General features: G+C 42.4%; 20 protein-coding genes and 1 pseudogene. 5 read left to right on the top strand and 16 right to left on the bottom strand.

Annotated features, from left to right (window positions below; all coding sequences use genetic code 11):
- Positions 1-972 precede the first annotated feature (972 nt).
- The 3 genes from BM195_RS09925 to BM195_RS09915 are packed head-to-tail and all read right to left on the bottom strand — an operon-like array spanning position 973 to position 4,530.
- Positions 973-2,859 (bottom strand): PTS fructose transporter subunit IIABC, encoded by a 1,887-nt coding sequence (locus BM195_RS09925; protein WP_090237290.1) that lies wholly within the window; start codon positions 2,857-2,859, stop codon positions 973-975.
- A complete protein-coding gene (pfkB, locus tag BM195_RS09920) occupies positions 2,849-3,784 on the bottom strand; it encodes a 1-phosphofructokinase (protein ID WP_090237287.1) in 936 nt (311 codons plus the stop codon). The genes BM195_RS09925 and pfkB overlap by 11 nt, the downstream gene beginning before the upstream one ends.
- A complete protein-coding gene (locus tag BM195_RS09915; RefSeq protein ID WP_090237284.1) occupies positions 3,781-4,530 on the bottom strand; it encodes a DeoR/GlpR family DNA-binding transcription regulator in 750 nt (249 codons plus the stop codon). The genes pfkB and BM195_RS09915 overlap by 4 nt, the downstream gene beginning before the upstream one ends.
- A gap of 415 nt (positions 4,531-4,945) precedes the next feature.
- Between BM195_RS09915 and BM195_RS09910 the strand changes: the two genes are divergently transcribed.
- Positions 4,946-6,541, top strand: a complete 1,596-nt coding sequence (locus BM195_RS09910) for an amidohydrolase (protein ID WP_090237281.1) — start codon at positions 4,946-4,948, stop codon at positions 6,539-6,541.
- Positions 6,542-6,577: 36 nt separating this feature from the next.
- Positions 6,578-8,050 (top strand): alanine/glycine:cation symporter family protein, encoded by a 1,473-nt coding sequence (locus BM195_RS09905; protein ID WP_090237277.1) that lies wholly within the window; start codon positions 6,578-6,580, stop codon positions 8,048-8,050.
- A 317-nt stretch (positions 8,051-8,367) separates the two neighbouring features.
- Here the strand turns inward: BM195_RS09905 and BM195_RS18575 are convergent, their stop codons facing one another.
- From BM195_RS18575 to BM195_RS09895, 3 genes are all read right to left on the bottom strand, one after another.
- The gene (locus tag BM195_RS18575) at positions 8,368-8,604 is read right to left on the bottom strand and encodes a hypothetical protein (RefSeq protein ID WP_244535734.1); all 237 of its coding nucleotides are present in this window, start codon (positions 8,602-8,604) and stop codon (positions 8,368-8,370) included.
- Entirely contained in the window at positions 8,604-8,735 is a 132-nt protein-coding gene (locus BM195_RS18855; RefSeq protein ID WP_280141258.1) for a hypothetical protein, read from the bottom strand. The genes BM195_RS18575 and BM195_RS18855 overlap by 1 nt, the downstream gene beginning before the upstream one ends.
- 368 nt (positions 8,736-9,103) lie before the next feature.
- Entirely contained in the window at positions 9,104-9,436 is a 333-nt protein-coding gene (locus BM195_RS09895; protein WP_090237274.1) for a HipA domain-containing protein, read from the bottom strand.
- 396 nt (positions 9,437-9,832) lie between these two features.
- Between BM195_RS09895 and BM195_RS09885 the strand changes: the two genes are divergently transcribed.
- Both BM195_RS09885 and BM195_RS09880 read left to right on the top strand, forming a co-directional pair.
- Positions 9,833-11,008 carry a pyridoxal phosphate-dependent aminotransferase gene (locus BM195_RS09885; protein WP_090237268.1) on the top strand — a complete coding sequence of 392 codons (1,176 nt, stop codon included), beginning with the start codon at positions 9,833-9,835 and terminating at the stop codon, positions 11,006-11,008.
- A 22-nt stretch (positions 11,009-11,030) separates the two neighbouring features.
- Positions 11,031-11,819, top strand: a complete 789-nt coding sequence (locus tag BM195_RS09880) for an ABC transporter ATP-binding protein (protein WP_090237265.1) — start codon at positions 11,031-11,033, stop codon at positions 11,817-11,819.
- Positions 11,820-12,014: 195 nt separating this feature from the next.
- Here BM195_RS09880 and BM195_RS09875 read toward each other — a convergent pair whose 3' ends face one another.
- The 7 genes and pseudogenes from BM195_RS09875 to manA all read right to left on the bottom strand — a co-directional run bounded on the left by BM195_RS09875 (position 12,015) and on the right by manA (position 19,564).
- Positions 12,015-13,955: a BglG family transcription antiterminator gene (locus BM195_RS09875; RefSeq protein WP_342028031.1), complete on the bottom strand. Its 1,941-nt coding sequence runs from the start codon at positions 13,953-13,955 to the stop codon at positions 12,015-12,017.
- An 11-nt stretch (positions 13,956-13,966) separates the two neighbouring features.
- Positions 13,967-14,518 (bottom strand): annotated as a pseudogene (locus BM195_RS19155) (family 4 glycosyl hydrolase).
- A 321-nt stretch (positions 14,519-14,839) separates the two neighbouring features.
- Positions 14,840-16,228, bottom strand: coding sequence for a glycoside hydrolase family 1 protein (locus BM195_RS09865; RefSeq protein ID WP_090237261.1), 1,389 nt, complete (start codon positions 16,226-16,228; stop codon positions 14,840-14,842).
- Between the two features lie 15 nt (positions 16,229-16,243).
- Positions 16,244-16,555, bottom strand: coding sequence for a PTS lactose/cellobiose transporter subunit IIA (locus BM195_RS09860; protein WP_280141257.1), 312 nt, complete (start codon positions 16,553-16,555; stop codon positions 16,244-16,246).
- Between the two features lie 206 nt (positions 16,556-16,761).
- On the bottom strand, positions 16,762-18,057 hold the full coding sequence (celB, locus tag BM195_RS09855; protein ID WP_090237259.1) for a PTS cellobiose transporter subunit IIC: 1,296 nt from the start codon (positions 18,055-18,057) through the stop codon (positions 16,762-16,764).
- Between the two features lie 24 nt (positions 18,058-18,081).
- Entirely contained in the window at positions 18,082-18,390 is a 309-nt protein-coding gene (locus BM195_RS09850) for a PTS sugar transporter subunit IIB (protein ID WP_090237256.1), read from the bottom strand.
- 217 nt (positions 18,391-18,607) lie between these two features.
- A complete protein-coding gene (gene manA, locus BM195_RS09845) occupies positions 18,608-19,564 on the bottom strand; it encodes a mannose-6-phosphate isomerase, class I (RefSeq protein ID WP_090237253.1) in 957 nt (318 codons plus the stop codon).
- Between the two features lie 134 nt (positions 19,565-19,698).
- On the opposite strand from manA, the gene BM195_RS09840 reads away from it, so the two are divergent.
- Positions 19,699-20,235, top strand: coding sequence for a GNAT family N-acetyltransferase (locus BM195_RS09840; protein ID WP_090237250.1), 537 nt, complete (start codon positions 19,699-19,701; stop codon positions 20,233-20,235).
- Between the two features lie 265 nt (positions 20,236-20,500).
- On the opposite strand, the gene BM195_RS09835 is transcribed toward BM195_RS09840, so the two are convergent.
- The 3 genes from BM195_RS09835 to BM195_RS09825 all read right to left on the bottom strand — a co-directional run bounded on the left by BM195_RS09835 (position 20,501) and on the right by BM195_RS09825 (position 24,520).
- Positions 20,501-22,498: a PTS fructose transporter subunit IIABC gene (locus tag BM195_RS09835; protein WP_090237576.1), complete on the bottom strand. Its 1,998-nt coding sequence runs from the start codon at positions 22,496-22,498 to the stop codon at positions 20,501-20,503.
- Positions 22,499-22,596: 98 nt separating this feature from the next.
- Positions 22,597-23,565 carry a BglG family transcription antiterminator gene (locus tag BM195_RS09830; RefSeq protein WP_090237248.1) on the bottom strand — a complete coding sequence of 323 codons (969 nt, stop codon included), beginning with the start codon at positions 23,563-23,565 and terminating at the stop codon, positions 22,597-22,599.
- Positions 23,498-24,520 (bottom strand): BglG family transcription antiterminator, encoded by a 1,023-nt coding sequence (locus BM195_RS09825; RefSeq protein WP_170848219.1) that lies wholly within the window; start codon positions 24,518-24,520, stop codon positions 23,498-23,500. The genes BM195_RS09830 and BM195_RS09825 overlap by 68 nt, the downstream gene beginning before the upstream one ends.
- Positions 24,521-24,670 lie beyond the last annotated feature (150 nt).

Raw genomic sequence — 24,670 nt, 5'->3', positions numbered from 1 at the left:
TGTCTGTTGGGAAATAGCTTGTTGAGCCTATTGCAATGATTCTGGGTTTGTTTATGAGAAATATATTCATGGCTGAACATCGTGATTTACACCACTCCAAAGTAACATGAACGTATAACTTACCCATTTCATACGACAACCTCCAGCTTATTTTAAAAATAGATGTTCAGCTACTTATGTGAAATACAGAATTCGCTTTCCTCTCCTGTATTGTCTATCATAACGGATGAATTTTAATCTCCTATCAATAGATTGTAAAAATATTATAAAGTTAGAAGATTTTTTAAAACGCTATCCTGCAATGACAAGGATAGTTCTATTCGGCATTATCACTTTTCTTACATCCGCATAAGGCTGTAGTCACGTAAGAAGTCAGCAGACAGCATCATTCGTCACGCTTGACGGCGAGATCATCTTTTCTTTGCCCTATCTTTTCCAAAAAGATAACCTATACTTCAGTTACATTTAATATAAATAATTTTGAAAAAGCCTGCTAGATGCGAAAAGTACCAAATCATAAAAAAATCAGACTATTATTGAGACAAAAGTCTAGTGATAGATAGTATATAATACCTAAAGAAATCTACTTCGACCATTCAGGATATAACAGTTTTAAAACCTGCTAGCGATTACGAGGATAGTGGCTGGCCTGCCCCCCTCCCCAAAAATCGGGACAGAGACTGAAAATCGCCACTAGCAAATATGGGTGGCTATGCTGAAAATAACCATTATCTTCAAAATAAGCTAATGGTTGTAAAGAGGGCTTAAGCTGCAGCATAAATCATGCTATCTTATACAGCAGTCGATGGCAGTGGAGATTTACTGCTTGTATAAATGGGCTATCCAATGCGATGAATCATGACGTTCATCACAAAGGACAGCTTCACATACCTCCGACCGACCACAAGACGGATCATATTTTAGATGTTAGTCATAAAAGTGGGCACGAAGCATCTGTGTCCACCCAACCCGTTATTGTACAGGCTTCTTCCAGATACCAAGAACAATTGATGCAATGACGGACCCAATTGCCAGGGCCACCAGGAAGAGAAGTGCGTTTTCAGCTAATGGAATGACGAAAATACCGCCGTGGGGAGCTGGTATTGAGCTCGCCCAAAGCTGTGTCAGACCGCCGCCAATTACGGCTCCCAGCACAGACGATCCAATAACACGAACCGGATCGGCTGCAGCAAATGGGATGGCCCCTTCCGTAATGAATGAAAGTCCCATCACATAGTTCGTACTGCCTGATTTACGCTCCTCCCCCGTAAATTTATTTTTAAAGAATGTAGTCGCCAGCGCAATGGCAATCGGCGGAATCATACCACCAACCATAACGGCTGCCATCAAACTGCCATCTCCAGTGTCGGTAAAGATTCCAATCGAAAACGTATAAGCGGCTTTGTTAAACGGACCGCCCATATCAATGGCCATCATTCCGCCAAGTAAAGCGCCAAGAATAACTATATTGCCCGTCCCGAGATTTTCCAGAAAACTGATCATTCCGGTATTAATGGCTGAAAAAATCGGGCCGATTAAAAAATACATGAAAAAACCAATCAGGAGAAGACCAAAGACCGGATAAAGTAATATTGATTTTAAACCATCCAATGATTGCGGTAATCCACGGAACCATCTTTTCACGAACAGAACGAGATAACCGGCCAGAAAGCCGGCAACTAATCCGCCGAGAAAACCCGCATTACTTTCAACGGCCATAAAACCGCCGACAAGACCAGGCATCAGTCCGGGGCGATCGGCAATACTCATGGCAATATATCCCGCAAGGATCGGGATCAGGAAGCTAAAAGCGTTACTTCCGATGGTATTAAAGAACGTAAACAGCTCGTGGTCACTTCCCAGAAAGCCTTCCAGCAAGAAAGAAATGGCCATCAGAATGCCGCCTCCCACAACAAATGGCAGCATGTGGGAAATACCATTCATCAAATCTTTATATATTTTCCGCCAGACAGACGAGGACTGCGCTGCTTCACCATCTTCATCGGTCGCTTCATCCGCATGATAAATCGGTGCATCCTGGTTAACTGCTTTCGTAATCAATTCCTCTGCTTTATTAATCCCATCACTGACAGGTCTTTCAAGCACTGGTTTCTGATCAAAACGGGCCATTGCTACATTTTTATCAGCAGCAACAATCACACTAGACGCCCTGTCAATTTCTTCTTTACTTAGTTCATTTGAAGCACCATCCGAGCCGTTTGTTTCCACACGGATATCAACATCCATTTCAGCAGCTTGTTTTTTCAACGTATCTTCAGCCATATACGTATGTGCAATCCCGGTAGGACAAGCAGTGACCGCAACTACAAATGGCTTTTCATACGCCTTCTCTGCATCGGGCGCTTTTTCCTCATCCGTCTCCTTCTTATCAGATGAGCTCTCCTCCTGCTCCGTGTGCTGAAAAAGTGCTTGAACTTCCTCTGGTGTGGAAGCCTGTTTTAACTGGGTAACAAACACCTGGTCAATCAGTATCCTGGATAATTCAGCCAGTGCCTGCAAATGCGTATCATTTGCCCCATCCGGCACCGCAATCATGAAAAACAGATATGTTGGCTGACCGTCCAATGCCTCAAAATCCAGTCCGTTCTCACTTTTAGCGAATAGAACAGCGGGCTCATTGACTGCATCTGTTTTGGCATGCGGCATGGCAATCCCGTCACCCAAACCGGTGGATGTCTGTTCTTCTCGTTTTAAAATCGCTTCCTTAAATGTGTCCGCATCATTGATCACACTGTTTGCTTCAAGGGTTTGAACCATTTCATCAATGGAGGCAGACTTATTTTGAGCTTGCATATCCATGACCATGATATCTTTGCGCAATAAATCATTAATCTTCATGTTTCTTCTTCCCTTCTATACGGGTGATATCAATCTTGTTCAGTAACGGATAAATATCTTCAGCTTTAGCTAAATCATCTGAAAAGGCGGTCGCACTTCCTGATGCCAGACCCATTCGAAATGCTTCCATCACATCTCCCGTTTCCTTCCATTTGCCAGCAAAAGCCGCAATCATAGAATCACCGGCACCGACCGAGTTTTTAACATGACCTGCAGGCGTTGATCCCTGATAAATACCTTCTTCAGTAAAAAGCAGGGCGCCATCACCAGCCATCGAAACAATTGCATATTGAGTACCCAGATCCAGTAGTTTTTTTCCATAATACACGACTTCATTTAGGCTGCTGAGGGTGACCCCAAACAATCCACCCAGTTCTTCCATATTTGGTTTGACCAGCAGCGGTCGATAGGGCAATACAGATTTAAGGGCATTTCCTGTTGTATCAGTCACAAATGACGCACCAGAGCTGGCAATTTGTTCAATCAATTGTTGAAGATAGTCATTGTTTAAAGATGGCGGAGTGCTGCCGGATAAAATAATCATGTCCTGTCTGGTTAAGTCTCCAAGCTGACACAACAGATGATCTGCTTCGTGCGGCAAAATTTCCGGTCCCAGACCGTTAATTTCAGTTTCTGTTTCCGACTTCAATTTAATGTTGATTCGTGTTTCACCGTGAATTGGCGTGAATTTGGCTCGAATACCCTTGTTATTCAATTCACCGACAATAAAATCGCCTGTAAAACCTCCCAGGAATCCAAGGGCGGTTGTATCATATTTCAATTCATGCAGCAGACGGGACACATTAATCCCTTTACCTCCCGGGAATTTCATCTCATTTTCCATTTTATTTAATTCCCCAAGATGCAGCTGATTGATATGAATGACATAATCAATTGAAGGATTAAGGGTAATTGTATAAATCATTTTGCCGCCTCCATGATGTTGGTTGTTTCCCTGTAATGTCCGAAATTAGGGTGTAAATAGTCCGTGACAATGGCTGCATCCTCCAGTTCACATACTTTTGCAAACGTCACTTTATTCCATTTAGTCTGATCTGCTAAAAGAAAGGTAACAGATGCCTGCTGGTGTCCCATTTGCTTTAAAGCTGCTTCCTCGGGATCCGGTGTCGTACAGCCAAATGCCAGATCAACCCCATTCATGCCTAAAAAAGCTTTATCGAAGCGATAATTCTTAAGTTCGTTCAAACTTTGCGATCCGATTATAGCTTTTGTTGAAGGTTTGATCTTTCCACCCGTCAGGAACGTCTCAATCCCCTGATCAGCAAGAAGTGAAGCATGCTGAATACCATTTGTTACAACCGTTATATGTTTATCTTTTAAATACGATAGCATGGCAAGGGTTGTTGTGCCGGCATCGATGAATATGACATCGTTGGTTTCAATAAGTTGTGCAGCCAATTTTCCAATTGATTCTTTGGATTGAACGTTTTTGAATGATTTTTCCGAAGCTGTCAGTTCTTCATCCAAATGGTAAGACCGTTTTGCTCCGCCATGGATGCGAGTTAGTTCACCGGCTTCTTCCAACTGATCCAGATCTCTTCTGATGGTCGATTCCGAACAGCCGATGACTTCCATCAGATGCTGTGATTTGACAATGCCATCCTGTTTCAGCCAATCTAAAATCACATGATGCCGCTCCTCTGTTAACATGACATCAACCCTCCTACATCATTATAATACCATCAAAAACATTCAAAAACAATCATAAGACCCTTTCAAAACAGGTAAAATGCATAAAAAAATCCATTGGTAATGATTTGTACGCCGGCATTAGCTGTATATTTAAATAAATTCAATTGACGCTGCTGAATCTTTCTGTTATATTTTAAATAATCAAAAAATAATAACTGCCTCAATCTGATTGACTCTATTGATGAAATAGAGCAAAGCTTGGATTAAGACCAGTTATAGCGGTATGAACAGTGCTCTGCCGATATGTTTGGTCTTTTTTTATTGATGTGCTGCAGGATTCCTTGAGTGTCCACAAAGAAATTTAATTCTACAATAGAATGTCATAGCATTAGCAACATTACAGGACAAGCTGCTGCTAAGGAGTGATTTCAAAATGAGAAAGATCTACATAAATGGGAAGTTTTATACGTTTGATCTGGTGAAACCATCCGCCGAGTCGGTTGTTGTTGAAAATGGCCGGTTCATTGATATGGGTACAACTGATCATATGCTGCTATACTGGGAATCTCCGGACAGTGAGATCATCAATTTATACGGAAAAGCCGTTACACCCGGGTTAACCGACAGCCACCTTCATCTTTCGGCAATTGCACATCACTTTCTTGACCTGGATGTGACAGGTGTGACATCGAAACAGGAAATGTTGGAAAAAGTCCGCACACATGCCAAAACATTGAAAAGAGGTGAATGGGTGCTTGGACGCGGCTGGGATGAAAATCTTTTTACAGACAGCGGGATTCCAACGATTGATGAACTGGACAGCGTCGCTCCCCACCATCCATTATTTATACCGCGCATATGCAATCATGCATGCCTGGTAAACAGCAAAGCATTGGAGGTAAGCCATTATCACCCATCGATGTCCATTCCTGAAGGCGGATCAATTGTACTGGATGAAAACAGGAAACCGACTGGGCTGCTGCTTGAATCGGCATCGGAACTCATCACCAGGCACATACCGGAAAAGTCATATGATGAACTCAAGCGTGCCTTACGCCAAACAATTAAATTTGCGATGACAAAAGGACTGACAAGTGCTCATACGAATGACCCGCGCTTTTTAGGGGGATTCAATCAGACGTATCAGCTTTATGATGAACTGTTGAATCAGGAGGAACTGGGACTCAGGTGCAACCTATTAATCGATCATGAATATTTGAATGATCTAAAGGCTAATGGCATGTATGCCGGATATGGCAATGAAACGCTGCAGATTGGCGCTGTCAAACTATTTGCTGACGGTGCGCTGGGCAGAAGAACGGCCCTTTTGTCCGCTCCTTATCATGATGCACCGGGAGCACATGGTGAAGCCATGTTCGATCAGGAGACACTGTATCGGATGGTTCAGGATGCAAGGGAATTATCCATGCCTATTGCCGTCCATGCAATCGGGGATCAGGCACTTGAGAACATCCTGGATATTCTGGACAAATACCCTGCTGCTTCATACAGGGACAGAATTATTCATGTACAGATCTTGCGTGAGGAACTGATTAAACGTCTCGCTGTACCGGGACGAATTGCTGATGTTCAGCCACGGTTTGTTGCCAGCGACTTCCCTTGGGTAAAAGAACGCCTGGGGGAAAAGCGCACCGAACTTTCGTATGCATGGAAGACCTTAATGGAATCCGGTGTTACGTGTGCAGGTGGTTCGGACTCTCCGGTTGAACCGATTGATCCGCTGCTCGGTATTCATGCTGCCGTAACAAGAAAAACACCCGGGAAAACACACAGCGGCTGGAATAACCCTGAAAAACTATCTATGACAGAAGCGTTCCGGCTGTTTACTGAATTTGGTGCCTATCCAACCAATGAAGAAACAATAAAAGGAACGATTTCACGAGGGAAACTGGGTGACATGACCGTTTTTTCCAAAGACCCATTCAAGATGGAAGATCCGGATGAATTATTGGATACCGACATTAAAATGACTATCATCGGCGGAGAAGTGAAATACCGAAAAATATGACAGTCTCAAATTAATTTAGAAGGGGGCTATTTTTACATGGGAGGAATACTGGAGTCGATCGCTGCATTGCTTTGGGGACTTCCCCTCATTCTTACGATTTTAATTGCCGGATTATTCTTTACGGTAAAAAGCAGACTATTTCAGGTTATCCATCTGCCGCATATTCTAAAAGTAGCGTTTACGAACATATTTAAAAAACAGGATACCGATGATGGCTCAAAGGGCATTATTTCGTCATTTCAGGCTGTCAGTACAGCAATCGGTGGTTCAGTTGGGGTTGCCAACATTGGTGGTGTCTCTACAGCAATTGCTGTTGGCGGTCCCGGAGCTGTATTATGGATGTGGCTTTGCGCGCTGTTTGGCATGATCATCAAAACTGTTGAGGTAACCCTTTCTGTCCATTACCGAAACACAGATAGCAACGGGGATCCTTATGGTGGACCAACATACTATATGGAAAAAGGCTTGGGGGAGGAAAAGAAGTTTAAGTATTGGATGATTCCTGCCGTTCTTTTTGGGTTTGGGATATTTATAACGTTCTTTTTTACCCTGCAGAACTACACGATTTCTGAAGCTGTCAGTACAACTTTCGACATTGGAATGATTCCCGTTTCCATAGCACTCATGCTGCTGACATATTACGTTATATATGGCGGCATTAAACACATCGGCAAAATAGCATCAAAACTTGTCCCTTTTATGGTTCTGTTTTATATTTTAGCAGGTATTTATATTATTCTAAGCAACTTTACCCAGATCGGCGATGTATTTGCTGCTATTGTTCAGGGTGCATTCGGAGGAACAGCTGCAGTGGGCGGTTTTGCCGGGGCAGCAATTGCCCAGGTGATTCAGATGGGGATGGCAAGATCCGTCTATAGTAATGAGGCAGGATGGGGAACTTCACCTATGGTTCACTCCACTGCAAGGGTTAATCATCCGTTAAAACAGGGAATATGGGGTGCTTTTGAAGTGTTTATCGACACGATTATTGTTAGTTCTATCACGGCATTTGTTATTATTATAACCGGTCAATGGTCTACGGGTATGTCCGGGGCAGAACTGACATTATCAGCTTTTGAAGTCGGCGTCGGTGACACTGGACGGATGATTATCACCATTTCCGTTTTCTTGTTTGGCTTAACAACCCTTACCGGCTGGTATGTCTATTACGAAGTCCTTCTCCGTCATTTATTCAGAAACAAAAGTGCAAAACAAAAACAAAGATTCTTGACGCTCTTTAGCCTGTTTTACCCTATCCCAGGCACTGCCCTGGTTATTTATGCTGTCATTCTCGGACTTCCAGGGCAAATCGTTTGGTATTTTGCCGATATCGCATCAGCCATACCTACATTCGTTAACGTTATCGTGATCCTCATTTTAAGCAAAAAATTCTTTGCGCTTCTTCATGACTACAGGGCACGTTACATGGGGATCGGACAGATTGATCCGAACTTGAAGTTGTTCTATGAGGATAAGGAGCCGCCATCAAAAAAAGAAGAGAGTTTGTAAGATAAATAGCCTTGGTCAAAGATTCATACGCTCTGTCCTGTTTTTTAATTTTCAGGACAATATAGGGGCTGACTCTAGAGCAGCTAAAATTTCAAGTCCCACTTTTGGTAGTTAAAACGGAACGAAATAAAAGACCCCGTACCACTTTTATGGTGATACGGGATATTATTGGGATTCGCAACAGCATTGGAATTCACTTTATCCATTATTAAATCCACTCTGCGTTAGTTAATCAGGAAGTTATTGTTTAATTAACTGCAATTTATCATTATTATTAAAGACATGATTCAAATTAAAACTAGTATTTAACCTTTCTTCTACAGAAATGTTAACTTTTCTTTGTGGAACCGCATTCGGATTGATTTTTTCAACTTTAGCGGAATATGAACAATTGTTTTCAATTGCTTCAAACATAAAACTGCTGAATACACTGGGATATAGCATAATTTAAAACCATTATTCCCTGATAACACAACTGCAGCATTATCATCTTTCGGATTTGCATAATCTAAATTAAACTTAACTTCATCACCAGGATTTAACTGATTGACAATTAATTCACCTTCATAGTAACGCCATCCTGCGATATAAAAATCGAAGTCAAATTGTTATTGACATATAATGGATGCACAAACTCATATGAATCAGTTGCTAAACGCCCGCCAGTCGCACGTAATAAATCCATTACTGTATAATCCCGTGGCAATCCTAAATCTTGAAGAATACTTTCAAAATCAGGCCTTCTCTTATCGGGAACCTGGCGATAAAATGGCGCAAACATTTTGGTTGAAATTTCAAAACAAATTCTCTATACACTGTATCCATCATTTCGTCTGGAACTTTATTGAGAACTTTGATAATTAAAGATTTACTTATCTGGTCTATTTTTTCAATCCTGTTCCTTGTTTCAGAGGGAAAATATTTATTTACACTGCCAATAAATCAAATACTTAGGCTTTCCTTTTTCAAGTAAACCAATTAACGACCATTCTCTGTCACAATATGCTTTAAACATTCGATCATCTGTAAGCATCTTGTGAATTCGTTCATTTTTTAAATTAAATCCCATAGACAATCCATTATCATAAATGGGGGAAGTTTATAGCTATTATTACTCCTAATTATACCCCAATTATCACAATGTCTATCCTGATTTCCAATAAATGCATCAAATATGGGAATAGCAGCAAATTCCTTTTCTATAATATATTCAGACAATACCTTCATGATACTATAAAAGTTATAATGTTTTAATTTATAGCGATCAAAGTGTCCAAATAACCTAAAAAGTAAATCGCCACCCTCATTAAAATCTTCGTGTTGTTCTACAAAGTTTACAGCAATTGTTCCAATCGTATTATTATAAGAAGCTATTTGAGCTTTCATCGTATTAAATCCCAAAAATTGACCTAGTCACTCGCAATATATTCAGCAATGTGCTCTCGCGTATTTTGTCTTGGAATTTTGAACAAAAAGCGGGTTTTATCAGTGGCTCAATAATCCAAAATTTAGCCCGTGTACCCGATGCCTGCCTTTTTACATCGATTTCCCAACTAGAAACATCTATCAAGGTTTGCTCTCCTTTAACTTAAATTATAAACAAATGGACGTATGATGTCATTTCACCAGAAAAACAACTCATTACATATATTCGACATAAAAAGCTGGGATCCTCTTTTTGAAATTAACAACAGCAGCCCATTAACCTAATTTTATCCCCTTTACAAAACCTCCGATCACAGCTATCATATAAAACAATTCATTTTCGTTGGGGGAGTGCATATGAAGCGGACATTTGAACAGTCAGATCTGCTCAAACGGCTGCCTGAGCAGTTTTTTGCAAAGCTTGTTGCAAGGACTCAGGAGGTTAAACAGCAAGGACATGACGTCATCAATCTTGGTCAGGGGAATCCCGATTTGCCGACACCTGGGCATATAGTCCGGAAATTGCAGGCAGCCGCTGAGGACCCAATCAACCACAAATACTCGCCATTCCAGGGATTTGACTATTTAAAACAAGCTGTGTCCGATTTCTATCAGTGCGAATATGATGTCTCCATTGATCCGTATCAAGAAGTTGCTGTTTTATTCGGGGCAAAAGCAGGACTGATTGAACTTAGCCAGTGCCTGCTGAATCCAAATGACACAGCACTTTTGCCTGACCCCGGCTATCCTGATTATCTGTCGGGGATTGCCATGGCAGATGCACGGCCCAATTTTATGGCGCTGCAAAGGGAAAATCACTTTTTGCCGGATTACAGCACGATTCCGGAACATACGCTTGACCAGACAAAATTGATGTTTTTAAATTACCCGAACAATCCCACAGCCGCAACCGCTACCAAAGCTTTTTACGATGAAACTGTTAAGCTTGCCAAACAACATCATATCTGTGTCATCCAGGATTTTGCCTATGGTGCGCTCGGTTTTGACGGCCAAAAACCGCAAAGTTTTCTTCAATCCAGTGGCGCGAAGGATGTCGGCGTCGAGGTTTATACATTATCCAAGACATATAATATGGCCGGATGGCGGGTAGCGTTCGCCGTGGGAAATCCATCAGTTATTCAACATCTGAACCTTATTCAGGATCATCTTTATGTCAGTTTGTTTGGCGCTGTCCAAAGCGCAGCAGCTGAAGCCCTGAACGGTGACCAAAGAGCTGTTCAGAAGCTTGTTCATACATATACTGAACGGCGCGACCGCTTCATTCAGGCTCTGCATGATATTGGATGGAACGCTGACACGCCTGATGGTTCTTTTTTCGCATGGCTTCCAGTTCCGGCGGGCTATACATCCGAGGAATTTACCAATCTACTATTGGAAAAAGCTCATGTTGTGGTCGCACCCGGAACTGGTTTTGGCCAAAACGGAGAAGGATATGTGCGGGCAGGACTGCTTGATTCAGCTGAACGTCTTGAAGAAGCTGCTGCGAGAATTGGCAGACTGGGGATTTTTTAATTGTATAATGGAGGAGATAGAGTTGACAAGCGTTATTGATCTTCAGAATGTTTCATGGAAAAGGCAACACGAAAACATCCTATCTGATATAAACTGGCGTGTCGAAAAAGGTGAACACTGGGCCGTTCTAGGGCTGAATGGATCCGGAAAAACATCATTATTAAACATCGTAACAGGCTACTCCTGGCCGACAACCGGCCATGCACGAATTTTAAACCATACGTTTGGCAAAGTTGATATTCGCGAGCTTCGGAAATCGATCGGTTGGGTGAGTTCATCCTTCCAGGAACGGATCAACGAATCTGAACGGGCTGAGGATATTGTTGTCAGTGGAAAATACGCTTCCATCGGGCTAGCGTATGAGCAGCCAGAAGAAAAAGACTTTGACAAAGCATTCCAAATCATGGAGCAAATGCGATGCCGTCATTTGGCCGGACGAACTTACCAGACATGCTCTCAGGGCGAAAAACAAAAACTGCTCATTGCCAGAGGTTTGATGGCATCACCCGATTTACTGCTGCTGGATGAATCAACAAGCGGCCTTGATTTCATTGCAAGGGAGGATTTACTGGCCTCTATCCAACAGCTGGTTAAACAAGAAAACGCTCCGACGATTATTTTTGTAACCCATCATATTGAGGAGATACTGCCTGAATTCTCCTGTGCTCTGCTGCTTCAAAACGGCGCTGTATTTGCTAAAGGACTGAGGGAAAACGTTCTGACAACGGATAACTTAACCCGTTTATTTGATATGCCGGTACACGTCGAGTGGCATAGTCAGCGCCCGTGGATATCGTTGCGCGGTTCATGAATGAAGACAATCGGCGCCCAAATCCTTCTTTCGATATCAAGTTCGTTCTTCACGAATAAACTGTAATGCTACCCTATACCAGCCATTTGCATCCAGTTTAGTACACGATGGTAATATAAAAATTTGGGCATTCACTTTTATGAAATAACGAATGCCAAATTTTTTAGCAGCAAAAACATAAGGTTGCTTTATCCCTCATTGCAGCAGCACTTTAACAAACGCATCATATGTTTCTGCTTTAATTAATTTCTGCACAATGGTCGGACTGTCAATGATTTTTCCGATCAGTTCATACATCGACTGCAAATCTTCTGTACTGTTTCGTTTGACACTCAAAACACAAACAAATTGAACCGACTGATCTCCCCAAGCAATAGGGTTTTCCACTGTACAAACAGACAAAAATGTCTCATCCGAATACGGTGAAATGGGATGAGGAACGGCCACGAGATTCCCATAAGCCGTCGTAGCAACTTTTTCCCGTTCAAAGATGGCATCCAAAAATCCCTCATCAACCATTGCCTGTTTCTGCAATTGGTCACACATAAAACGCAGTACAGCCTCTTTGGTGCTAAATTCCTTCCTCAAATGCAACAATTCCGGATGAAAATAATCATAAATCGATTGTTCCTTTTCCATTATAAACGATGTGATATGCTCAATATCTTTTTTTCCAAGGATGGGGCTCACTTCAAGAACCGGTACCGAAATATCTTCCGGTATGGGGATGGAACTGATAATAAGATCAATTTTATTGAAATCATACTGGTTCAATTTATAATATTCGGTGGTTCCGACGACTTCCAGGTGTCCTTCAAATTTGGCTTTAATCCTGTAATAAAGCAGCCGTGCACTCCCAAGACCGGATGCACAAACAATCAGACAACGTTTCAATTCTGATTCTAGTTTTTGTCGTTCCATCGCCGCACCGATATGCAAAGCTAAATAACCAATTTCATTTTCATCAATTTCCGAACCAGTATGTTCTTCAATGGCAAGTCCAGCTAGAATTCCCGCCTCATATGCCAATGGGTAGTTTCGCCTGATATCGTCCAGCATGGGATTCCGGATATTCATGCCATATTTATAACGATTGATGGCGGGTTTCAGATGTAAAGCAAGCGCAACCACCAATTCCTGATCCTCGTTGATTTTCAAATTCATTTTTTCTTCTATTTTTTTAAGAATGGCTGATACCAGATGATACGAGTCTTTATCAATCAGATTTCCAGTTGTTTTTTCCTCGCTCGTGCCGGTTTTTGAAATCATTTTTGTTCCCAGTAAATGAATCGCTACATAGGCAATTTCTTCTTTCGGAAACGTCACATCAAATGTAAGCTCAACCTTCTTTACAATTCGTTCGGCCACCTGAAATTCTTTCTGCTCCATAATTTCTTCAAAGTCCACATCATAAAGTGAAACATGATGACCTTCACGAATTCGCTTATAGGCAATCACGATATGAATAAGAAGATTGTTAATCGCAATATCCGATAATGTAATATTATTGGCCTCAATTTCCTCAACAATGATGTTTACGACCGCATCCATATCTTTTTTATTAAAAGAAGAAAAAAGTTCATCCAGCAGTCTGTCGCCTATTTCTTCACTTCGATCAAACACATATTCAGCCATGCAAAACCGAAGCTTCAGCTCATCACCAATTGCCTTGATACCGTGGTTCGGCCTAGACTCCAAATAAATATCATAATGCTCCAGTACATTCTTCACATTTTTCAAATCGTTTTGAATGGTCGATTTGCTCACATAAATCTCATCAGCCAAATCGTCAAGTTTTAAATAGCAATTACTCAGTAAAAAGCGTTTGATCAAATAAGCGGTACGTTCGTCCGGCAGACTTGGTATGAGTTGGTTATCGGATATTTCTTCATTCAATACAGATCCGAGAAAATTTCTGAACGTATTATCATTCGTCATTTCCAATTGATAGCCTTTTCCCATTTTCGTATGAATGTGCGCACCATATTCTGAAATAACCATGTTCAGATTTTTTATATCATTTCGTGTCGTCCGTGATGTTACCTGATTGAAAGTGGCCAGGTAATCCCCGGTTATTGGTGCTTCTAAAGCCATTAATTCACGCAATATATTTTTCATCCTGTCATTCAGCATCATGCTTCTTCTCCTTATACGCCGGTAAATAACTCCACCGGTGCTTTCTTAAGATATGATGGCAGTATCAAAAATTTGGGCAAATGGTCACGATGGAATTCCAGCATTTCATCTAGATGAAACAGCGGATTAATGGTCATTGCAAGCATCGCCTTATAATAAGCGCCCGTAATAGCAGTTTCTACACTAACACGCTCAAATGACTTAATTTGCTCGACAAAACCTCTGGCAGCATTCGGTCTTGTCCCATCTTTCGTAATGACGCAATTGATTTCAACCGCTTAGTCATCCGGAATGCTTGCAATCGCACCATTATTCCGGGTGTTCGCCGGCTGTATATCGTGCTTGTCATTATAAATGGAATGAATCAAATTGCAGGGAGTCATTGCTGTAATAAGCACCGCCCCGCTGTTCCAGCTGCTTTGGCTTCCCGGAAAAATTCGGATTCTTATAAAGTTCAAACAGGTCTTGTTCAAGCTGCCGAACAACTTGAACTCGTGTTCCTTTTCCAGCATTTTACTTATAATAACGTGATACGGGCATGACAAGACTCCTAATCCCTTCATGAATTCTTTTTCCCAGCCAAGATTAGCAATGTTGTTCATCGTCAGCCCATCACCACACACCAAATTTATCCAGTACATCCTGTATTATATTGTCGCCATCCAGGTATAATTTCACCTATACACCATATGATTCAAACCAGCAAAATCAATTTATACCCGTTCGGTGTTAACATCAAGCATCTCTGCAACACCCATCCGCATACCAATGTTGAACATTAACCCGACAGTTTGATGAATCCTTCAACCAGTTCGGGCATATAACTCGAACCTAATTCGATCGTTCCAATTTTAATGCCATTCATGTAACTCCCCACCTTTTGATTAAAACCCGTTATTTTCTGATACAAACTTGAACCAATGCGCACTTTTTTTCGGCGTTCGTTCTTTTGTTTCCAGATTAACCGAGAAAAAGCCATAACGATTTTTATACGCATTCATCCATGACCAGTTATCCATAAACGACCACAGATGATAACCTTTCGCATTGCATCCTTCTCCAATGGCCTGATGAAGCCACTTCAAATGTTCTCGGATGAATTCAATCCGGTAATCATCCTGAATTTCCCCATTCTCCATAAACCGTTCTTCATTCTGCACACCCATGCCATTTTCAGAAATGAATGATGGAATATTGCCGTAGTTCTCTTTTAAATTGATCATAATATCATAGATACCTTTTTCATAGATTTCCCAGCCGCGATACGGATTCATTTTCCGTCCGGGCATTTCATACATATCGAAAAACCAGTCCGGCATAAACAGCCCGTATGGATTCGGCAGGCTTTCTTTCGCTTTGACACGACGCGGCTGGTAGTAATTGACACCCAAAATATCCGCCGTATTGACCTTCAATAAGTCCGAATCACCTTTTTCTGTTTCAGGCAGCTGCCCATGTTCCTGCAATAGATCAATCAGTTCCTGCGGGTATTCACCCAAAACAGCCGGATCCAGAAAACTCCGATTGAAAAATAAATCTGCTATCTGGGACGACCTTAAATCAGCAGGGTTCTGACTTCTCGGATATGATGGTGTCAGATTAAGGATAATTCCAATCTGTCCATCCATTATGTTATGCTTCCGAAAAGCTTCTACAGCTTTTGCGTGAGCAATCATGGTATTATATGCGACCTGAAAAGCACGCTTGGCATCAACGATATTCGGATAGTGAAAATCATATAAATAGCCGCCTTCCACTGGAACAATCGGTTCATTGAATGTGAACCATTTCGACACACGATCACCGAATATCCGGAAACATTCATCTGCATACCTGGTGTACGCTTCGACAACGTCTCTGCTTTCCCATCCGCCTTCTTCCTGCAATTCCAGCGGCATATCAAAATGGAAGAGATTGACGAATGGTTCAATATCATGAGCTAACAATTCGTCAATCACATTATTGTAAAATACGGCTGCTTCCGGATTGATTTCACCTCGACCGCCTGGCATCAGTCTTGCCCAGGAAATTGAAAAACGGAATGTATTATGACCGATTTCTTTCATTTGTTTGATATCTTCTTGATAACGATGATAAAAGTCCGACGTCGTTTCAGGTCCGACATTGTCAAAAAAACGATTTGATTCTATTCTATACCAATGATCCCAAATGTTCTCCCCTTTACCGCCTTCTGATGCAGCACCTTCAATTTGGGTTGCTGATGTGGCGCTTCCCCACCAGAAACCTTTCGGAAATGGATATGTTCGTGACATATGATAGCCGCCTTTCTATTTATTTCGGTAAATTTCAACGAGCTCTGCTGCAAGATCCCGGACCGTCATGGAAGTCATAAGGTGATCCTGGGAATGAACCAGCATCAAATTTAAAGGAGACTCTTCGCCATTTGCTTCCCCTTGCAGTAATTGGGTTTGAAAATCATGTGCCTTATTAAGCTCTTCACTCGCGGCCTCCAATAGTTTATCTGATTTTATAAAATTTCCGTCTTTGGCTTCCTGTATGGCTTCCATTGCATTGGACTTCCCATTGCCTGCGTATAGGATTATTTGAAATGCGATTTCTGTTATATTTTGCGTTGTCACATGTATTCACCTCTGAAAGAAGTTAGATTTCCCGTAACTAAGATAATAGCCTGAGTGGCGATTGTTATCGCCCATCGACGGTTAGTTGGACAGAATTGGGCTTTAAGGGCAGTTGATCTTCCGCCTTCATCTCCTGGTCTTTGATTAACATCCTGAAGAGGGCGTCGAACTGCCCGTTAATGCAGGAAAAAAGGCCACGATAATATTTAACTTGCTTGCGTTTGTTCTCCTTTTTTCTCAGATTCATAGTAACTCTTATCAAGAATTTTCAGGAATGGCCACCATATCAGGAACACGACCGCCATATTAAAGAACTGTAAAACTGCTCCTTGCCAGGCATTCCCGGTAGCTAAAAAGCCACTCAATCCAACTGGTGTTGTCCATGGTACAATAATCCCGGCCGGTTTGGGCACAATCCCCGATGCCATTGCAAAGTAAGTGATCATTGTGACAACAACCGGTGCCAATAGCCATGGAATCAGTGCCAGCGGATTCATGATAATCGGAAGTCCGAAGATAATCGGTTCGTTGACATTGAATACACCTGGTGGTCCGCCAAGCTTCCCCAATTCCTTCAGCTGCCTGCTTCGACCGATCAGGAATATACCAATGACGACAGCTAGCGTCATGCCCGATCCACCCATACCGACAAGAAACGTATCAATAAATTGCTTAGTAACAATATTTGGCAATTCGCCGCCCGCTTGAAACGCCTGCAGATTCTCATCATTTAAGGCGTACCAGATCGGATCAAACACTGAATTGATAATAATTTGGCCATGCAGTCCAAAAAACCAAAAAAGCTGGATCAGAAGTACTGCTACAAGCGTAGCCGGTAATCCACTTCCAAGCGCTGTTAGCGGTTCTTGTATAATCGTATAAATAAAGTTCTGTACTGTATCAAATGGCGAATAACTGAATATGATCCGGACGATTAAAAATACACTTAACGTCAATGTAATAGGAATCAGGGCACTAAAAGACCGTGATACTGCTTCAGGCACACCCGCCGGCATTTTGATGGTCAAATTTTTCTGGACAAAAAATCGATAAAGCTCTGCGGCAATAAATGCTGTAAAAATACCAACAAACATGCCTTCTGCCCCAAGCACTGAAGTTGGAATAACACCCGATACTTCTTCCAATGTTTGTGGCGTCAGAATCAAAAATGCCGCAAATGCAGCTACACCACCGTATATACCTTCTATGTCATAAGACTGCGTTAGTTTTGTACCTATTCCGATGATAACAAAAGCTCCCATAATACTTAGCGTTGCTGCTGATGCAGGACCCAATGCTTCCTGGTAAGTAGTAAAGGCTTCTTCACCAATCAATTGGTCCAAAAATGGGAGATTGGCAAGTACGACAAAAATCGAACCAAAAATAATTAATGGCAATGCTATCATAAACCCATCACGCAGTGCGGTTAAGTAACGATTGTTATTCAATTTATCCGCAATTGGCATTAAAACGCTCTCAAGTTTGTCCATAAACGTATTCATTTTTATGTTCCCCCTTTAACTTGATTATCCGTCAATCAGCTTAAGGGCATGATTAAGAACGGCTTTTCCATCCACACGACCATAAGCGACCGAATCGATGACATCCAATGATGTACCCAATTCCTCAGCTGTTTTGGCATACTTCTTCTTCATAAATCGCATTTGCGGGCCAATCAGAAGAGCATCTGCATTTTCCAGTTCTTTCGCAGCTTTATCCTGAGCAACAGCCCATATCTTTACATCAACCCCCCTTTTTTCCGCTTCCTCCTCCATTTTCTTGACTAATAGACTAGTAGACATTCCTGATGAACATGCCAGCAAAATTTGCTTCATCGTCTATTTCCCCCTCGTTATTCTTGAAGTTATATTCATTATAAGATAAAAGCGCTTTCATTTGGACGCAACAAATTTCCGTCAAATGCAGGAAATCGTTACTTTATAAAAAAGCCGCCAGTTTGATCCCCAGCAGCTTTTTGAAATGTATATTCTGTTCTCCGGCTGAAGTTCCTTCTCTCGCGCTGAAGATGTATGACAAAGAAGCTTTCATTGCCTAAGCCCATGACACAACAAACTCAGCCTTACCTGATAACGCGTATTTTCCAACCCCATGCGGTAATATAAAGTTTGTCCCTTTTTCGATTTCAAATGATTTACCGTTCGTGGTTAATGTAGCGTTACCTTTGATAGCACTGATCTGCAAAAAATCAGCTTCCATCATCTGTTCGGCATCGCCATTCAATGTCCATTGACTGACTCTAAAGTAATCATTTTCAACGAGTTTTGTCATCGTTAAACCGCCCGAAACGCTCTCTTCCTGATTCAATTCGGGCATCTGATGCGGAACATTTGTCACTGCAGCAGCCTTATCAAGATGCAGCCCCCGCTTGTTGCCGTCTACGTCTGTCCGGTCATAGTCATAAACACGATAGGTCGTATCCGAACTCTGCTGTGTTTCCAGAATGACGATCCCCCCGCCAATTGCATGAATGGTTCCGCTTGGCACATATACAAAATCACCAGACTGAACCCTTACACGCCGCAGTAATTCGTCCCATTCACCATTGTTCATCATCCGCGTCAACTGTTCCTTTGTCTCGGCATGGTGACCGAAAACAATCTCAGCTTCCGGTTCCGCATCCAATACGTACCAGCACTCGGTTTTCCCATATGGCACACTTTCCACTTTCTGGGCAAACTGGTCATCCGGATGCACTTGGACCGACAGATCATCATTGGCATCCAACATTTTAACGAGCAGGGGATATGCTTCTTTATGATCTGCTGTTTTATTGAAAAGTTCTCCGTGAGATTCCCAGGCATCCGCCAATGTTTTTCCTTTTAACGGCCCATTTTCAATAACACTTGGACCATTCGGGTGTGCCGAAATCACCCAAGCTTCCCCGGTTCGCTCAGATGGAATATCATAATTATAAACTATTTTTAACTTATCCCCGCCCCAGATTTTTTCCTGGAAAGCAGGCTGCAAAAAAATCGGTTCGTTATACATTCTCACCCTCCATTACAACGATGTTTAAATTAATGAACCAACTATGTCACTTTGATTATAGCAAAATCTTTTATTATAGACTTGTGATATAATAGCCCCATTCATCACCATTCCACAATAAGTGAGGTAATGTTATGGAACATACATCAATATACATGATGCACGACCTGAAACAACTTTCCAGCCATCCGATTCCAGACGGATTTGAGTTCTGCCTGCTGGAACGTGAAGAAGAAGGAAAACATTGGGCAGAAATCGCAGCAGCAACTGGTGAATTCCAAGATATAAGCCAGGCTCTCGAGCGATTCAGCACCGAATTCGCGGCCCACCTAAGTGAAGCAAAAAAACGCATCATTTTCCTTAAAACAACGGACGGGAGATATGCCGGCACTGCATCCGCATGGTTTGGCAAATGGAATAACGACATGATCGGCAGGCTGCATTGGGTGGAAATCATACCTGAATTTCAGGGTCAAAAACTCGGCAGACCTCTGATTACAAAAGCCCTCAAATTGCTGAGCCAGTATCATGATCAAGCTTATTTAAAAACGCAGCCAAGCAGTCTGACAGCGATCCATATATACCTTGCTATTGGTTTCAAGCCCGTCACACAAACAACTGGAGAAGAGCTTGCCTGGAATCATATACTCAATCAACTTAACAAAAATTAATACCGAACCTTAATCAACAGAAAAGGCTGGGACATAACTAAACTAAGTGCGCTTAAAAGACAATCAATAGTCCGTTTTAACAGTGGAAATATACGTAGACTCCAGCGGAAAAAAAGGCCTGGGTAGGCCTCCGCAGCGCGAATGCACGCGGAGGCTCACCAGCCGTCCGTGGAAACCGGCGTATACTTCCGAAGCGAGGTATACTTGGCTTGTTTGTTCGGACTATTGTTTTATAAACGTTCTTTTGTCCCAGCTTCTTCCCCGCCTACTGAATCGTATCGAGAAGTTCGTAAGCTTCTTTCTTCGTTTCAACATACAGCAATTGTTCCCTGAAAGAATCGTCCATTAGCTTGCGGGAGAGCATTTGCAGGACCTTCAGGTGATCATCGCCTGCTCTTTCTTCAGGTATTGCAATCATGAAGATCAATTTCGCATCTGTTCCGTCAAGACTTTTCCAGTCGATGCCATCCTGGCTGATACCGAAGACGACAGCAGGCTTCTTGACAGCGGCAGATTTTGCGTGCGGGATCGCAATATTCATGCCTAGACCGGTTGAACTCTCCTTTTCACGATCGAAAATAGCCTGTTTAACCGTTTCTTTCGAAGATATGCAATGATCAGCATCCAGCATTTCAATAAATTCATCAACCACTTCTTCCTGTGTTGAACCAGACACATTCATGGTCATCAGATCTCGATTAAGGATATCCGTCAGTTTATTAATCGCAACATCATCTTCCGGATCTTCCTGACCTGCTCCATTATGCACATCGTCATAAGTCCGAGTACCCTTATCAGTCTGTTCTGATGAGTCAGCTGCTACACCATATTCATTCGCTGCCACTTCGATCCCCTCAGGCGTTGCAGCAGAGGTCACATCTTTCTTCAAAAGGTTGACCACTAGAGCCGTTACAATGGTACCAATGATCGTTGCAATGAAAAACATCAGGACATTGTCAACCGCACCCAACACGGCTACAATTGGACCACCGTGAGCGACACGATCTCCTACACTGGTGATCATGGCAATAACCGCACCAACCATGGAGCCAGTCATAATACTTGGAATAACACGAATCGGATCCTGGGCCGCAAACGGAATCGCTCCTTCTGTAATACCGAATAATCCCATGGTAAAGGACGCTTTTCCTGTTTCTTTTTCAGCCGGCTGATACTTGCGTTTGTTCAAAAATGTAGCAAGTCCCATACCAAGCGGCGGGATACAGATCGCAACCGCAATCGATCCCATAATTTCATAATTGCCTTCAGCGATCATGGCAGACCCAAACAGGAAGGCCACTTTATTAAATGGACCACCCATATCGACTGCAATCATTGCCCCAAGGATAAGCGCCAGGACAATCGAGCTTGCGCCTTGCATACCTTCAAGCCAAGTCGTTAATGATTCGAAAATGCCCGCAACTGGTGCACCGATTACAAATATAAACAATGCACCAACAACCAGCGATGCAATAATTGGGATAAATATAATCGGCATTACCGGCTGTACCGCTTGAGGTACCTTAATCTTTTTAATACCAAGCACAACATAGCCTGCAAGAAAACCAGCAATAATACCGCCGATAAATCCAGCACCGGCTTCACTTCCATAAAAACTTCCAGTGGTCGCAATATAGCCACCAATCATACCCGGCACCAGGCCCGGACGGTCAGCTATACTGACAGCAATAAATCCGGCTAAAATAGGTACCATAAAACTGAATGAGGCATTACCTATATTTTCAATTTGCTTCCAGAATGAATCTTCAGGTATGACAATGCCTCCGGGAGTCTGCTCTCCTCCGATTGCTAACGATATCGCAATCAGCAATCCGCCTACTACGATAAAAGGAATCATGTACGAAACACCATTCATCAGGTGCCGGTATATGGGACTCTCTTTTTCTTTGCGTTCTTTTTTCACTTGCCCGGCCGACTTCAACTCAGATCCATGAACCGGCACATCGCCGGTTTGCACGCGTTTGATCAGTTCTTCAGGGTTACGTATTCCTTCCTGAACTCCTGCCACAAGCAGCTTCTTCCCGACAAAGCGGTCTTTGGATATATCTTTATCACTTGCAATGATAATCCCATCCGCTTCTTCAATATCTTTTTGAGTGAGCTCATTTTCAGCACCAATAGATCCTTGTGTCTCGACTTTCATATCCACACCCAGCTCATCAGCCGCTTTCTGCAGATTTTCGGCAGCCATATACGTGTGGGCAATGCCAACCGGACATGCGGTTACAGCTAATATCCTCATATCCATTTGTCCCCCTTTATTAATATCTGCTTTCATTATAAAGTCATTTTCAGCCATAAAAATAATTCATTTTTACCGGAACACCGGAAAAAAATGAATTATTGATCAAAAACTGTCAGAATATCTGAGACGCTGTTGGCTTTTTTTAGATGTTCGACAGCAGCAGGCTTTTCACTGATGGAGGCAATGGTCTGCATGAGCGATTTTGTCATGTGCTGATCCGCTTTGGCAATGGACAGCATAAACACCACCCAGACCACCTCACTCCCCCATTCCAGCGGTTCATGCAAAACAGCTATGGATACAACAGACTTTTTAACTAGATCCGGATGGGCATGCGGGATAGCTATTCCCCCGCCGATTGCGGTAGCAGATGTCTGTTCCCGCAGCATCGCACTGTGTACAAATGATGTCTCAGCGAATCCTTTACCAACAAGATTGCTGGCAAGCATTTCGACAACTTCAAAACGATGCTTTAAATCGATATCGAAATAAATTGTATCTTCATTCAGCAATTGCTTGATCGTTGAAAACATCTCGCCTCTATCTGCCAATTCACGTTCCATTAACTGCAAAACTTGGTTCAGCCGTTTTTTATCGTCAGTTTCCAGAAGAGGTGTAATCTCAACTTTTGGAATCTCGCAATCGTTGATGCCTGTTGTTGAAATAATTAAGTCAATCTCATGAGTCTCCACAAATTCATTCAATGCTGCCTTACTGATGCAACCTAAAATATGGATGCTTTTATAAGATTGTGCCAATTTCGCCTGAAGCAAATGGGACATCCCAACGCCCAGGTCACATACAATAACAGCACGTTTAACCGGCGTTCGTTCTTGTTGCATCCGCTCAATCGAGGCCTGAAAATGTAGAACCAGATAGGCAGCCTCATCTTCTGCGATGTCCAGATCATAAGCTTCATTAACTTTTTCGACAGCCAGAATCACCATGCTTAACATATAAGGATATTTCTTTTTAATGTCGGAAAGCATTGGATTTCTAATTGTAAGACCATACCTGATGCGATGCAAGGCTGACGCAAGATGCGTAACAAGACCATCGGCCAAGCACCTTGTCCTCCCGAAATCTGATCATCGTCATGTGCTGCAGCTGTAACGTCATTTGCCGGACGACATCAGCCAATAAATCATCAGCTTTTAAGTTTGTCAGACCATTCTTTTTCCTGCAGCTTTCCAGATGCCATGTAAAATAAACATATTCATTTTCAGGGAAAGACACCCCAAGTGCATCGCCCAGCCGTTTTAGGAACCAGGCTGTCATATGATAGGTTTCCAGCTTCACATTTGCACCAGCATCCATTTCGCCCAGCACGATGGATGAACGCTGACGGGTTCGTTTAATCATAATCAATACATGAATCAGCAGACTTTCAAATTCCCCTTCAGTCAGATCAATCGGATAATCCACCTGCAAACCACGCAGCAGCTTTCTTACCGTTGCTGTTTCATTTTGCGGAAATAGTTGCAAGATACGGTCCTTCTCTCGGTTCTCAGACGGTATTAATTCAGACAGATTAGCCAGTGCATTGCGTTTGTCCAGCTCGCGACCTTTCACAATATGGCCAAGACGCTGCTTTGACATTAATGTCAGATGATAACCTTCAAGCCAATGGGCAATCCTGTTCAATTCATGTTTCATTGATGTCGGATTTGTAAAATAGCTTTCAGCCAAACTTGCCAACGTGAGGGGATTATCACTTGTCAGCAGCTGATATGCTACTTCAAGCACACGTTCATGCCCGGCTGCTATCTTTCCGGTCTGATAGATATGATGAAACAGCTTCACCCTGTCAGCATGATGTATTGAAAGATGTATACCCGTACCACGTTTCCTGATCAGTTCAACAGCTGGATATTCTTTTAGAAACGTCTCAATTCTGTTTAAATCGCTTCGTACTGTTTTCTCTGAACATCCCAATTCATTTGACAGTTCCTGTACATGGAAAAAATCAGATGAGCCAGTCAGTAAAATGCGTAATAGTTCTTTTTGCCTGTTATTCATCCAAGACACCGTCCAAAGTTCTATCAATCCATCATATATCATAGCGGATATTGCAGCTGAAGACAATCAGTGGGACACAGTGCCCAGTACTCTTCCTTTTAACAGCAATCGACTCCAAAAGTCATGAGTAAAATACTTGTCCCGCGGAAT

This window comes from Lentibacillus halodurans (assembly GCF_900112045.1).
GTDB lineage: Bacteria > Bacillota > Bacilli > Bacillales > Amphibacillaceae > Lentibacillus > Lentibacillus halodurans.
Note: the sequence above shows the minus strand (reverse complement) of the source record. Positions and strands in the feature narration are given on the sequence as shown.

Coding starts and splice junctions, on each gene's coding strand:
- BM195_RS09915 (WP_090237284.1), bottom strand. CDS start 4,530: ATGTTAACAGAGGAGCGGCATCATGTGATTTTAGATTGGCTGAAACAG.
- BM195_RS09925 (WP_090237290.1), bottom strand. CDS start 2,859: ATGAAGATTAATGATTTATTGCGCAAAGATATCATGGTCATGGATATG.
- BM195_RS09835 (WP_090237576.1), bottom strand. CDS start 22,498: ATGAGGATATTAGCTGTAACCGCATGTCCGGTTGGCATTGCCCACACG.
- BM195_RS09850 (WP_090237256.1), bottom strand. CDS start 18,390: ATGAAGCAAATTTTGCTGGCATGTTCATCAGGAATGTCTACTAGTCTA.
- BM195_RS09840 (WP_090237250.1), top strand. CDS start 19,699: ATGGAACATACATCAATATACATGATGCACGACCTGAAACAACTTTCC.
- celB (WP_090237259.1), bottom strand. CDS start 18,057: ATGAATACGTTTATGGACAAACTTGAGAGCGTTTTAATGCCAATTGCG.
- BM195_RS09905 (WP_090237277.1), top strand. CDS start 6,578: ATGGGAGGAATACTGGAGTCGATCGCTGCATTGCTTTGGGGACTTCCC.
- BM195_RS09865 (WP_090237261.1), bottom strand. CDS start 16,228: ATGTCACGAACATATCCATTTCCGAAAGGTTTCTGGTGGGGAAGCGCC.
- BM195_RS09910 (WP_090237281.1), top strand. CDS start 4,946: ATGAGAAAGATCTACATAAATGGGAAGTTTTATACGTTTGATCTGGTG.
- pfkB (WP_090237287.1), bottom strand. CDS start 3,784: ATGATTTATACAATTACCCTTAATCCTTCAATTGATTATGTCATTCAT.
- BM195_RS09825 (WP_170848219.1), bottom strand. CDS start 24,520: ATGAATAACAGGCAAAAAGAACTATTACGCATTTTACTGACTGGCTCA.
- BM195_RS09895 (WP_090237274.1), bottom strand. CDS start 9,436: ATGAAAGCTCAAATAGCTTCTTATAATAATACGATTGGAACAATTGCT.
- BM195_RS09875 (WP_342028031.1), bottom strand. CDS start 13,955: ATGATGCTGAATGACAGGATGAAAAATATATTGCGTGAATTAATGGCT.
- BM195_RS09885 (WP_090237268.1), top strand. CDS start 9,833: ATGAAGCGGACATTTGAACAGTCAGATCTGCTCAAACGGCTGCCTGAG.
- BM195_RS18855 (WP_280141258.1), bottom strand. CDS start 8,735: ATGGATTTATTACGTGCGACTGGCGGGCGTTTAGCAACTGATTCATAT.
- manA (WP_090237253.1), bottom strand. CDS start 19,564: ATGTATAACGAACCGATTTTTTTGCAGCCTGCTTTCCAGGAAAAAATC.